The sequence below is a fragment of the Shewanella sp. DNRA4 genome, assembly GCF_012843185.1.
GTDB lineage: Bacteria > Pseudomonadota > Gammaproteobacteria > Enterobacterales > Shewanellaceae > Shewanella > Shewanella xiamenensis.
Window position 1 is genome coordinate 215,296 of sequence record NZ_JABAIP010000008.1, and the last position, 12,651, is coordinate 227,946.

Genomic DNA, 12,651 nt, shown 5'->3' on the forward strand with positions numbered 1-12,651 from the left:
TCAATGAAATAGGTATCCCATGCAACAAATCGTCCTCGCCAGTGGCAATAAAGGTAAACTTGCCGAATTCGATCAAATGCTCGCCGCCTACGGCGTAAAAGTGCTGCCACAAAGCCAATTTAACGTTAGCGAAGTGGCCGAAACGGGCACCACCTTTGTCGAAAACGCCATTATCAAAGCCAGACATGCGGCACAAATTACTGGACTTGCCGCCATTGCCGATGACTCGGGATTAGAAGTCGATTTACTCCAAGGTGCACCTGGCATCTACTCTGCGCGCTATGCAGGGGAGAATGCCAAGGATCAAGACAATGTGTTAAAACTCTTAGACACATTAAAGGATAATCCTGCGCCGCGTACGGCCAGATTCCAATGCGTTTTAGTCTATATGCGCCATGCGAAAGACCCAACGCCAATCATTTGCCAAGCCGCGTGGGAAGGCCAAATCGATTTCGTACAACGGGGTGACAACGGCCATGGTTACGATCCGATTTTTATTCCAGAACACCATGATTGCAGCGCCGCCCAAATGAGCAGTGACGAGAAAAATGCCTTGAGTCACCGTGGTAAAGCGTTAGTGCAACTGATTGCTGCCATGCAGGCAAAAGGCGTATTTACCGACGGGAACGCCCAATAATGTCAGTTAATGTGTCATCTCAGTTAACCCTGCCGCCATTGAGCTTGTACATCCATATCCCTTGGTGTGTACAAAAATGCCCTTACTGCGACTTTAACTCCCATGGGCAAAATGGCGAATTACCCCAAAAGGCCTATGTGGATGCGCTGCTAGCGGACTTACACCAAGACTTGCACTTAGTACAGGGCCGTAAGCTGCACACTATTTTTATTGGTGGTGGAACGCCGTCTCTGTTTGATGCCAATCAAATCAAACGGATATTAGATGGTGCCAATGCGCTCATTCCCTTCAGTGACGATATTGAAATCACCATGGAGGCCAACCCAGGCACCCTAGAGCACGATGACTTTAGCGCCTACCGCGCCGCCGGGGTCACCCGGTTATCGATTGGGGTACAAAGCTTTTCTAAGGATAAGCTTAATCTGCTGGGGCGAATTCACGATCAAAACGAAGCCCAAACCGCCGCCCAAAAAGCCAGCCAAGCGGGTTATTTAAGTTTTAATTTGGATTTGATGCATGGACTTCCGAATCAAAGTTTCACCGAAGCCATGGCAGATATCGATACCGCAGCCGCACTCAATCCTCCGCATTTGTCTTGGTATCAATTGACGATTGAGCCCAATACCCTGTTTCACTCCAAGCCACCGCAACTGCCCGACGATGAAGATCTCTGGCAGATCTACGAACAAGGGCAACAAAAGTTAGCGGCACTCGGTTATGAGCAGTATGAAATCTCGGCCTATGCCAAACCTGGCTATCAGTGCCGGCATAACCTTAACTATTGGCAGTTCGGCGATTATTTAGGTATAGGCTGCGGTGCCCATGGCAAAGTGACCTTACCTGAAGAAAATCGCATCATTCGTACGGTCAAAATTAAACACCCTAAAGGTTATTTAGCGGCCAGCAACTATACCTTCGAACAAACTGAAGTCGCTCAAGAAGATCGCGCCCTCGAATACTTGATGAATCGTCTGCGCCTAATGACGCCAATCCCTAAACAAGAGTTTGAAGACAGAACCGGTTTACACCGAGACACCTTAAAGGATGGGATGGAAAAGGCCAAACAACGGGGTTTACTCACCGAATCAGCTGAACATTGGCAATTAACCAGTAAAGGTCACATGTTTGTGAACGATTTACTAACGCAATTTTGTTAATTCACTGATTAAATTCCCCGTATAAATAATGTGTTAGCCTAGGTTTCTCGATGAGATATCTATTATGGCTAACACATTTTCTAACATTTATATTCATACATTTTTCCCCTGCTTCTTTAGAATTGCCTGAACATTGTTAAGGAAGCCTGATCATGCCAATAAAAACGAACATCAGCTTAGTCGCATTTACTCTCTCCGCCCTGCTTGTACTGCCTTCCTATGCAGTGCCCAGCTTAAATGACTCACATAATGTAACCAGTAAAAGTATTGCCGCCCAAAGCGAGTCAGAAAAAGCCAACGCCTTGTTTGAAACCATCTTCATGGAAAACATCATGGCAAGCCCAATTGCGCAAACCTATATGGGCATTAAGCAGGACTATGATAAGTGGGATGACATTGGCGACGAGGCGGATGCCCGTGAATTGGCGCGCACGAAGAAACAACTGGCCGAAGTGAATCAACTGGATGCGAGTAAGCTTGACCCCCAAACTCGCCTAAGCCTGACGTTACTCACCCAAAACCTGAATAACGATATCAAAGACTATCAGTGGCGTTACCATAACTACCCAGTAAATCAGATGCATGGCGGCCACTCGATGATCGCCTCCTTCCTGATTAATCAACACCAGATCACCGATGTCAGCGATGCTAAAGCCTATATCAGCCGCCTAAATGGGGTACCCAAGCGCTTAACTCAATTACAAAAAGCTCTCGAAGTTCGTGCTGAGAAAGGCATTATTGCGCCTAAATTTGTGTTCGGTTACGTGATATCTGACAGCCAAAACATCATTAAAGGCGCCCCCTTCGATAAAGGCGAAGACAGTGCACTGTTGGCGGATTTTCGCAAAAAAGTGAATGCACTCAGCATCTCCGAAGCAGAAAAAGCCCAACTGATTGCCGATGCAGAAAAAGCACTAGTCTCGCAAGTTGAGCCTGCATACAAGACGCTTATCGCCTATATCAAAACCTTAGAAGCCAAGGCCGATACCCGCGATGGAGTTTGGAAACTCCCCGACGGCGAGGCATTTTATAACAATGCCCTTGCACGCACGACGACTACCCACATGACGGCGGATGAAATCCATCAACTTGGTCTTGCCGAAGTGGAACGCATCCATAATGAAATGCGCGCCATTATGAAAAAGGTGAATTTTAACGGCACCTTGCAAGAATTCTTCACCTTTATGCGCGATGATCCACAGTTCTATTATCCAAATACCGCCGAAGGCAAGGCGGCATATTTAGTCGATGCGACCAAGCTTATCGATAATATGCGCTCACGCTTGGATGAAGTCTTTAAGGTCAAGCCAAAGGCAGCCATGATAGTCAAACAGGTTGAAGCCTTTAGGGAGAAATCTGCGGGTAAAGCCTTTTATGAACAACCGGCGCCCGATGGCTCTCGTCCTGGCAGCTACTACGCTAATCTCTACGATATTAAGGCCATGCCCAAATACCAAATGGAAGCACTGGCTTACCACGAAGGGATCCCTGGCCACCATATGCAAATCGCCATTTCGCAGGAGCTGAAGGATATTCCTAAGTTCCGTAAGTTCGGTGGCTATACCGCCTATATCGAAGGTTGGGGGCTCTACAGTGAGTCTTTCCCGAAAGAAATGGGCTTATATGCCGATCCATACTCCGATTTTGGTCGACTGGCGATGGAGTTATGGCGAGCTTGCCGTTTAGTGGTCGATACCGGGATCCACGCTAAGCAATGGACCCGCGAACAAGGGATTGCTTATTACGTCGATAATACCCCTAACGCAAAATCCGATGCGAAGAAAATGGTGGAGCGTCATATCGTTATGCCATCGCAAGCCACAGCCTATAAAGTTGGGATGATTAAGTTACTCGAACTGAGACACAAGGCGGAAAAACAACTGGGTGATAAGTTTGATATCCGGGATTTCCATACTTTAGTCTTGGCAAATGGCGCGCTGCCTTTGGATGTGCTGGAAGAGCAAGTCGATCAATGGATTGCCAGTGTTAACAAAGCCTAAGCGTGAAACCTTGGGAGGCTCACGCTAGTCTCCCTTGAACACCGTTGCGAATGAAGTGATTAAATCGCAGCCAATAAAAAAGCCACTATCAAGTGGCTTTTTTATTGGGTTTATCACCAGCTTGGTCATAATACCCTATCTCACTGTGGATCACTATATTTGATGAATTAAGCTCAATACTTAACACTCGGTGTGACTTTAGGGTACAGAGAGACAAAACTCATTTCCCACGATTAAACCATCAGAAAAAAATTACCTCAGCCTAATAAGCTGAGGTAAACCAAAAACTAGGATGATGGTTTAAAAGCCAACATTGTTTTAGTTCGCAAACTTCTGCTGGCGGTGATTCGAAACCGCAATATTGCAGACCTGTACACTCATATCGAAAGGGGTCATTTCCAATAAAAGCATAGGACTCAGGTCATTCCGAATCATCTGGCAATCATTGTATTCATTTAAGAACAGACTTCAATACAAGCTTCAAAAACTTGTTTTAGACAATGCTAAAAAACCAAACTAAAATGCAAGACCAAAAACATGTAAGCAGCTGATTTTATTTAACTTAAAATATCGACAAACGCTTCCAAAACGCATTAAACGCATTTTAAGAACAATGTTTCCAAAATTACTGACGCTCACTGAAAAGTTCAGCATAAGGGATATCCCAATAAGGCGGATTACCAATATGGTCTTTAATAAACTCAATGAAAGCACTCACCTTAGGCGCTAAATGCTTACGACGTGGGTACACCGCCTGTAGCGGTAAATGATGAGTCAATTGCCAATCTCTCAATAGTGGCACCAAGGTACCTTTAGCGATCTCATCTTCCATCAAGTAACTAGCAAGATACACAACCCCTAAGCCACTGATCGCAGCTGATTTTAAAGCAGGAGCGTTATCCACCCTAAAGTTACCTGAGACACCTATCTCACAGTAATCATCGCCCTTTTTAAACTGCCACATACTGTGCTCATGCCACTCACCTTGATACACCAAGCAGTTATGGTCGACCAATTGCTCTGGACGCGAAGGTTCGCCATGTTTAGCAATATAATCGGGTGAGGCAACGAGTAGGAACTGACACTTCATCAAAGGTCGCGCCACCATACCAAGAGGAAGCTGCTCAGACATAGTTAACAGTAAGTCTAAACCTTCACTGACCACATCCACCTTATGATCAAGCAAACTGACTTGCAGTTCGAGCTCAGGGTGTTTTGCCATAAAGGATGGCAGTGCGGGAATGATATGCATAGCGCCAAAGGACTGAGAAATACCCACCTTTAACACGCCGCGGGTTGCATCGTTTAAATTATGCACGCTAGCAATCGCCTGCTCAGCATCGCGGAGTAACTCTTCACCTTGCAGATATAACAAATGCCCAGCTTCAGTCAAACTTAAGCTGCGAGTAGTACGCTGGATCAGTTGAACACCGAGTCTATGCTCGAGATCGGCTACCTGCGTACTAACCTTAGATTTAGAGATCCCAAGCCTTCTTGCGGCCGCACTGAAACTTCCGGCTCTGGCCACATGAGTAAAAATCGCAATAGGTTCTAACAGTTCTAACATGGAAAGTCGCCTTAAGCAGTTTCGACAGTGATTTAAACTTTCGGAATAACGCAGGAATGCAGCATTCCATAACGCCTTAATATCTCACAGCAAATGGGTTCGTTGTAGAGATTTAAACCGAAAAAGTCAGCTAAAGTAGAGTGTTTTATCTGACTGAGTTGCCAGCTTTTCATTATATTTTAAGAGTATACCAAACATTAGTCTGAAGAATGTAACATTCCACACTAAATAGCCGCAAGCATTGGGATTAATATCAAGGTGCTTGGTAACCATTCCCCAATAAAAAGCCCCAAACACAAAGGTGCTGAGGCATTGATCATTTAAACTGCTTTATTCATTTTGCCAGCTAGGCAAACGTTCTAGCGTAAAAACCAGTTTACTCCCTTAGATATCTTCTGCGATATCTACTCACGCAATTCGTGGTGAGTGTTTTGCGTCAATACATAGGGTGCTAACTCAGGCACTTCTTTACGCAGTTGATTTTCAAGCACTAGCAGGTTTTCAAAACGGTCACATAAACGGTCGGCTTTCGCTTCAATCCCCTTGGATTGGGATTCAATTTGCTGCTCAATATCATCGCCTAATCTATCCATTTTTTGTGAAAATGCCTCCATCTTAGCATCGAAGGACTCACCATCGCCGGCAAGAATTTGGCCACCGATGTTCATCATCAGAGTGCCAATGGAGTTTTGCACGACTTGCTCCATTTCCTGTTCAAATTCGTCGTTAAAAGTGTTTTGCATCGACTCTTCGGTCGCACCAAGGTAAAAACTATCGCCCTGCTTGTAGGCTACGGCATCGACACGCTTCTGCACGCTCGCCATCATCTCATCAAACTTAGCGCCAGCGGCATCGCCCATCAGTGGCGTTAACGCCATACTCACAGCTTGAGAGGCTAGTGCAACCGCTTCATTGACTAATTCAATCACCTCAGGTACCTGAGTTGACACCTCATCGGCATATTGGCTAACTAGCTTCTTCTGCTTATCAGTTAAAGTTACCTGCTTGCCTTCAACGTATAACTTGTCAACCTCGATACGATACTTCTCGGCGCCCTTCTCACTCATCACTAATTTTTTAGGTTCGACTCTCACATCATAATTAAGGGAAACCTCACAGCGCTCATCAATTTGCGGCTCGGTTTTCGCTTGTGCTGATTGCAAGCCAGAAGCACCTAAAATAACGCCCGATAATGCCACTCCAGTTAATAGCGTATTTATTTTCATTGTGGTTCATCCTTTAATCTGAGTAATTCGACTAAGCTAACATGCTAAAAGACAAATAGCAGAAGATGTGCCAACTCTGTAACAATATGATTAGTATGGAGTTATAAAAATTAGCACCGATAGCAGATTAGTGATTTTCACCAATATTTAGCCTAACAGTGCTAATAAAAGAGTTAAATCAGAAGATTGAACGTCCGAGACGCTGGCTGAGATGCTCAAGCATCGCCGTCCCCGCGAGGGAATTGCCTTGATTGTCTAATTCGGGTGACCAAACGCAGACCGAGAGCTCCCCAGGGATCACCGCAATAATGCCGCCACCGACACCACTTTTGCCTGGCATTCCGACACGATAGGCAAACTCACCAGCGCCATCGTACAAGCCAGAGGTTGCTAACAGGGCATTTAACTGCCGAGTCTGCACTTGCGAAATAAGCTCGGTACCGTCTAAAGTTTTACCGCGATTAGCTAAATACAGCATCGCCCGCGATAGATCGGCGCAGTTCATTTTTAAGGCGCAGTAATGAAAATAAGTGCGCAGCACTGTATCGACATCACCTTGAAAATTGCCGAAGGATTTCATCAGATAGGCGATGGCCGCATTGCGAGCACTATGCTGATATTCAGAATCCGCCACTTGCTTATCGAAACAAACTTTATCGTTTTGACTCAGCGCCCTGACCAATTCCAACATCCTATGCTTAGGTGCCCCTAAACGGCTCTGTAATAAGTCAGCGATGACTAATGCGCCAGCATTAATAAAGGGATTGCGAGGTTTACCCCGCTCGAGTTCGACTTGGACTAATGAATTGAAGGAGTGTCCAGAGGGTTCTTTGCCGACGCGGCTCCAAATTTCTGTTTCTTCATATAAAGTTAGCGCTAAGGTTAAGCTGAAAACTTTAGAAATACTTTGAATTGAAAATGGCTCAAGGTAATCGCCTGCGCCTATGGTTTCACCGTCAATAGTGGTCACGGCTATGCCCAATTTGCCAGCATCAACATTGGCGAGCGCAGGGATATAATTAGCAACCTTTCCTTGGCCGAGCAAGGGTCGAACTTTGTCGACCACTTCCTCTAATAACGCCTGTTCTGGCATTAACTCCACCAGATATCGTACAGTTCGCTAACTTCGAGTTGAGTCACTTTTTGACCCGCCCAGAATGCCTTAACAGCAGCGATATCTTCCTCGGTGCACTTACCGATAGTTTGGGTCGCAATAATACCTTCCCATTCGATATGACCACCGCCATGGAAGCCTAGCTTACGGGCTTCAATCACCTCATCAATAAACTTATCGACAGTTGCATCAATTTCAGCTTCAGAGACAGATGCATCGAACGTCCAAGTGATGTCAAAACCTAACTCTTGGAATTCATCGACACGCATTTTCTTACGTAAACGACGGCTACGATTCGTTGCCATAGTGATTTTCCCCGTTGTGTTAAAAAACCAATAAAAAGATAACGATATTAAGCGATACGCTCGAACATCAGATCCCATACGCCATGGCCAAGGCGATGACCGCGGGCTTCAAATTTCGTGAGTGGACGATGATCCGGACGCGGTACAACAGTACCATCGGCAGATTGATTCTTGTAACCGCTCGCCACATTCATCACTTCCAGCATATGTTCGCTGTAGTTTTCCCAGTCGGTTGCCATGTGGAATACACCGCCGATCTTCAGCTTACGGCGGATCAATTCGGCAAATTCAGCTTGTACGATACGGCGTTTGTGGTGGCGCTTTTTATGCCAAGGATCGGGGAAGAACAACTGCACACGCGTCAGGCTGCCATCGGCAATCGCATGTTCTAATACTTCCATCGCATCATGGTGATACACACGAAGATTGGTCACGCCCGCGGCAGCGGCATCACTTAAGCATGAGCCAACACCAGGCTTATGGACTTCAATACCGATAAAGTTCAGCTCTGGTGCTTCTTGCGCCATTTGCACTAAAGATGCGCCCATACCGAAACCAATCTCCAGTACAGTGTCAGCTTCGCGGCCAAAAACTTCGGCTAAATCCAATGGTGTTGGGCTGTAATCTAAGCCCATTGTTGGCCACTGAGTCTCAATGGCTTGCGCTTGACCTTTAGTCAAACGCCCTTCTCTTAGGACAAAGCTTCTGATCTTACGCAGATACTTGCCTTCTTCATTAAATTCAGCGGTAGTGACTTCGCTCATTTTTGCCTCGTCTCGTGGACAACACCCTCTAAAAAGAAGGGCATTATCCAAAGTTCAACTTACAGTGCAAGCACTAATGGAGGCGAAGTATAACAAGATTCTTCGCCGGAGCGAATCTAGCACTGTTTTTCCTGTGAGAGTGACTTGTTTGCCGCCCTATCTCCCGCTACACTGCGCCGATGAAATCTACAGCCTCCTTTGCAACACGTATCGTTAATTGGTACGACACCCACGGTCGTAAAACCCTCCCTTGGCAGCAAGATAAAACCCCATATAGTGTATGGGTTTCAGAGATTATGCTGCAACAAACTCAGGTGGCGACTGTTATTCCCTATTACCAGCGTTTTATGACGCGTTTCCCCGATGTATTAGCCCTCGCTAACGCGCCGGATGATGAAGTATTGCACCATTGGACTGGCCTTGGTTATTACGCTAGGGCTCGCAATCTGCATAAAGCCGCTAAGATGATCCGCGATGAATATCAAGGACAATTCCCGACGAATTTTGAGAAAGTGCTTGCACTGCCAGGTATTGGCCGCTCGACAGCGGGTGCTGTGCTATCCCTATCACTTGGGCAGCAGCATCCGATCCTCGATGGCAATGTTAAGCGCGTCCTAGCAAGACATGGCGCGATTGCGGGCTGGCCTGGACAAAAACCAGTGGAGGAGCAACTCTGGCAATTAACTGAACAGTTAACGCCAGAGCAGGATATTCAAAAATATAACCAAGCCATGATGGATATTGGTGCCAGTATTTGTACTCGCAGCAAACCAAATTGCGCCGCTTGCCCTGTTGCTGTCGATTGCAAGGCCCAACTTATGGGTAGGCAAACCGATTTCCCGGGTAAAAAACCGAAGAAAACTATCCCAGAGAAATCTGCTTGGATGTTGGTTTTGCTCAAAGATAATCAAGTCTTCTTGGCTAAGCGCCCTCCTGCAGGCATTTGGGGCGGACTCTGGTGCTTCCCCGAGTTTAATACTCAAGCCGCACTCAATGCAGAGCTTGAGGCCCAAGGTTATAAAGCCGCTCAACTCGAACCATTAATTGGTTTTAGGCATACCTTTAGCCACTTTCATTTAGATATTCAGCCCATGCTACTGAATTTAGATAGTCACGCGAATGGCTACGACAAGCAAACCGCGGGTAAACAGATCGTGGGCGCAGTCATGGAACAAAATCAGTCTCTCTGGTATAACATAAATCAACCTTCCAAAGTGGGGCTCGCCGCCGCAACCGAGCGTGTGCTAGCCAATTTGGAGTCACTCATAACCGCTACAGTCAGTAAGCAGTAAGGAATAATCATGGCGCGTACAGTCAATTGCGTATATTTAAATAAAGAAGCCGACGGCCTAGACTTTCAACTGTATCCAGGTGATTTAGGTAAACGCATTTTTGATAACATCAGTAAAGAAGCTTGGGGCCTATGGCAGAAAAAACAGACCATGCTGATTAACGAAAAGAAACTCAACATGATGAATGTTGATGATCGTAAGTTTTTAGAAGAGCAAATGACATCCTTCCTGTTCGAAGGTAAAGACGTTGAAATTGAAGGCTTTGTGCCTGAAAAAGATCAAGAATAAGCCTAAGCGCCTATCCATAAATAGCAAAAAAGCGCCTAAGGGCGCTTTTTTGTTACAGGAGAAATGGCGTGCTTACTTACGCACACCTTCTACCACTAAATCTAATTCAACATTGGCAGATGCCGGACCTAAGTCCATCTTGATGCCATAATCTTTCATCGCAAACGTGGTAGTACCGGTAAAGCCGGCACGATATCCGCCCCAAGGATCTTGACCTTCACCCACAGCATGCGCTTGAATAGCCAACGGTTTAGTCACACCGTTTAGCGTGAAGTTACCCTTGATAACCATATCGCCATTACCTTTATCTTCAACCGAAGTAGAAACGAAAGTCGCTTCGGCAAATTTAGCAGCATTTAAAAAGTCAGCGCTACGGATGTGTTTATCACGCTCAGCATGGTTTGAATCCACACTTAAGGTGTTCACTTTTACATTCACTTTGGCTGCAGCTGGATTTTTAGCGTCGTAGCTGAAATCACCGCTGAAATCATTAAAACGGCCAACCACATAGCTATAACCTAAGTGACTCACTTTAAAGGTAATAGAGGCATGGGCACCTTCACGATCAATCACATAATCGGCAGCAGATGCAGCCATAGGAACCAGTAAAGACCCGCCAATCAAAGCCGCTAATAGTTGTTTTTTCATTATATTATCCTCGGTTAAATTTAATCATCTTGAGTAATGTTGAATCTTTATCGATAAAATGGTGCTTTAGAGCACCTAAGGCATGCAGTACAACCAAAGCAATCAAGCTATAGGCGGCATATTGATGAATATCCCCCGCTATATCAGCCTGATTTTCAATCAGCGGCGTCAGACCAGGTAACTCAAACCAGTCAAACACCATAATTCCTCGCCCCTCTGCCGTTGAAATCAAAATGCCTGCGGCCATAATCAGCAGTAATAAGAGGTAAATCGCGCCATGGGCAATCTGGGCAGTAACCTTTTCCCATGGCTGATGATTTTGCTCTGGTGCAGGCTTTGGATTAATCAAACGCCAAACTAAACGAAATAACGTTACCGCCAGCAGCAAAATCCCGACGCTTTTATGCCAATGTGGCGCCGTTTTGTACCATGGGCTGTAGTAGGTCAACTCAACCATCCAAACCCCCATGGCAAATAATCCAATCACGGCTACAGCGCTCAACCAATGGCTTGCAATAGCAATAAGTCCATAACTTAACTTAGTATTTCTAAACATACTGCCACTCCGAACCTTTATACTTCTGCCACATAATTAAATAATAGTCATTATCATAGAACGAAAATTAAAAACTAAAATCAGTAAAAATAGCTCATATCTTTCTAAAATTTAGAATGTTTGCCATTTTAACGTTTTGAAGCTGATAGCAAGGTTAGTAAAGGCAATATATTCGAGTGGAAATACAACTTAGTGATATTAAACTGAACCGATTTTGATAGGTTTATAGATAAAAAACAGCCAAAGTGCACATTAAACAGTCGAACACATCATTTATCAGGAAAAAGCACTTGCAGCGGCTAAATACCCTCGCTAATATAGCCGCACTTCGAACGAGACAGCATTGAGTTGTCAGTTTTAAGTAGTCAACTAACGCTTAGTTTAGTTGCCCGAATAGCTCAGTCGGTAGAGCAGAGGATTGAAAATCCTCGTGTCCCTGGTTCGATTCCGGGTTCGGGCACCATTATTCAGCAGTATAAGCCGGCATAGCTCAGTTGGTAGAGCAACTGACTTGTAATCAGTAGGTCCCGAGTTCGACTCTTGGTGCCGGCACCATAAAAAACAAAAAAGCCACTCATTGAGTGGCTTTTTTGTATCTGGGATTTCAATCAAATCATATAACTCCACTCTAAGTCACAGCCAACCTACTCTCGATAATTGCAGCGGTTTCCAAGCTCGACTTTTGCTCCTGATGCTCCTGAAACCTTCAAACAAATATTGATTTACGGCTTTACACTTAACTTTGCCAATTTTCAAAGTTCGGAGGCAGAGACTAAGGTGTTATTCGCGCCTCCCACTATTTAATTGTATTAAGCCATTGATAGTTAGGCTAATTAAGCTTTGCACATTCAAGTAAAGCAATAAATATTGCGCATTTTGTTTAATACTTGGCCAGTCGAATTAAAAGGGCTTGCACACTGAAAGCGTGCACTATATGATACGCGCACTTCGAACGAATGGGGTGTTAAACTCACGATTTGAAGTAGACAACTAACGCTTAGTTTAGTTGCCCGAATAGCTCAGTCGGTAGAGCAGAGGATTGAAAATCCTCGTGTCCCTGGTTCGATTCCGGGTTCGGGCACCATTATTCAGCAGTA

The 12,651-nt window shown here is 45.3% G+C and carries 12 protein-coding genes and 3 tRNA genes; 8 read left to right on the top strand and 7 right to left on the bottom strand.

Going from position 1 to position 12,651, the window contains the following annotated elements:
• Window positions 1-19: 19 nt before the first annotated feature.
• From rdgB to HG547_RS10890, 3 genes are all read left to right on the top strand, one after another.
• Complete coding sequence (gene rdgB, locus HG547_RS10880) at window positions 20-637, top strand: RdgB/HAM1 family non-canonical purine NTP pyrophosphatase (protein WP_144375268.1); 618 nt, start codon at window positions 20-22, stop codon at window positions 635-637.
• A complete protein-coding gene (hemW, locus tag HG547_RS10885; RefSeq protein ID WP_169547846.1) occupies window positions 637-1,794 on the top strand; it encodes a radical SAM family heme chaperone HemW in 1,158 nt (385 codons plus the stop codon). Before rdgB ends, hemW begins: the two co-directional genes overlap by 1 nt.
• Before the next feature lie 152 nt (window positions 1,795-1,946).
• Window positions 1,947-3,794, top strand: a complete 1,848-nt coding sequence (locus HG547_RS10890; protein ID WP_169547847.1) for a DUF885 domain-containing protein — start codon at window positions 1,947-1,949, stop codon at window positions 3,792-3,794.
• 625 nt (window positions 3,795-4,419) lie between these two features.
• On the opposite strand, the gene HG547_RS10895 is transcribed toward HG547_RS10890, so the two are convergent.
• From HG547_RS10895 to trmB, 5 genes are all read right to left on the bottom strand, one after another.
• Window positions 4,420-5,361, bottom strand: coding sequence for a LysR family transcriptional regulator (locus HG547_RS10895; RefSeq protein WP_011625622.1), 942 nt, complete (start codon window positions 5,359-5,361; stop codon window positions 4,420-4,422).
• A 404-nt stretch (window positions 5,362-5,765) separates the two neighbouring features.
• Window positions 5,766-6,587: a YggN family protein gene (locus tag HG547_RS10900; RefSeq protein ID WP_169547848.1), complete on the bottom strand. Its 822-nt coding sequence runs from the start codon at window positions 6,585-6,587 to the stop codon at window positions 5,766-5,768.
• Window positions 6,588-6,765: 178 nt separating this feature from the next.
• Window positions 6,766-7,680 carry a glutaminase B gene (gene glsB / locus HG547_RS10905; protein WP_011621971.1) on the bottom strand — a complete coding sequence of 305 codons (915 nt, stop codon included), beginning with the start codon at window positions 7,678-7,680 and terminating at the stop codon, window positions 6,766-6,768.
• Window positions 7,680-8,006 (bottom strand): YggL family protein, encoded by a 327-nt coding sequence (locus HG547_RS10910; RefSeq protein ID WP_037420808.1) that lies wholly within the window; start codon window positions 8,004-8,006, stop codon window positions 7,680-7,682. Before HG547_RS10910 ends, glsB begins: the two co-directional genes overlap by 1 nt.
• Window positions 8,007-8,053: 47 nt before the next feature.
• The gene (gene trmB / locus HG547_RS10915) at window positions 8,054-8,770 is read right to left on the bottom strand and encodes a tRNA (guanosine(46)-N7)-methyltransferase TrmB (protein ID WP_037420811.1); all 717 of its coding nucleotides are present in this window, start codon (window positions 8,768-8,770) and stop codon (window positions 8,054-8,056) included.
• Window positions 8,771-8,949: 179 nt separating this feature from the next.
• On the opposite strand from trmB, the gene mutY reads away from it, so the two are divergent.
• Both mutY and HG547_RS10925 read left to right on the top strand, forming a co-directional pair.
• A complete protein-coding gene (gene mutY, locus HG547_RS10920) occupies window positions 8,950-10,062 on the top strand; it encodes an A/G-specific adenine glycosylase (protein WP_047533766.1) in 1,113 nt (370 codons plus the stop codon).
• A gap of 9 nt (window positions 10,063-10,071) precedes the next feature.
• Entirely contained in the window at window positions 10,072-10,350 is a 279-nt protein-coding gene (locus tag HG547_RS10925) for an oxidative damage protection protein (protein ID WP_037420816.1), read from the top strand.
• Between the two features lie 72 nt (window positions 10,351-10,422).
• Here the strand turns inward: HG547_RS10925 and HG547_RS10930 are convergent, their stop codons facing one another.
• Together HG547_RS10930 and HG547_RS10935 are read right to left on the bottom strand one after the other, a co-directional pair.
• Window positions 10,423-10,998 carry a YceI family protein gene (locus HG547_RS10930; protein WP_047533770.1) on the bottom strand — a complete coding sequence of 192 codons (576 nt, stop codon included), beginning with the start codon at window positions 10,996-10,998 and terminating at the stop codon, window positions 10,423-10,425.
• A gap of 4 nt (window positions 10,999-11,002) precedes the next feature.
• Window positions 11,003-11,554 carry a cytochrome b gene (locus tag HG547_RS10935; RefSeq protein ID WP_047533772.1) on the bottom strand — a complete coding sequence of 184 codons (552 nt, stop codon included), beginning with the start codon at window positions 11,552-11,554 and terminating at the stop codon, window positions 11,003-11,005.
• Window positions 11,555-11,941: 387 nt separating this feature from the next.
• On the opposite strand from HG547_RS10935, the gene HG547_RS10940 reads away from it, so the two are divergent.
• The 3 genes from HG547_RS10940 to HG547_RS10950 all read left to right on the top strand — a co-directional run bounded on the left by HG547_RS10940 (window position 11,942) and on the right by HG547_RS10950 (window position 12,638).
• Window positions 11,942-12,017: transfer RNA gene (locus HG547_RS10940), tRNA-Phe, on the top strand.
• 16 nt (window positions 12,018-12,033) lie between these two features.
• A tRNA-Thr gene (locus tag HG547_RS10945) sits at window positions 12,034-12,109 on the top strand.
• Window positions 12,110-12,562: 453 nt separating this feature from the next.
• Window positions 12,563-12,638, top strand: a tRNA-Phe gene (locus HG547_RS10950).
• Window positions 12,639-12,651 lie beyond the last annotated feature (13 nt).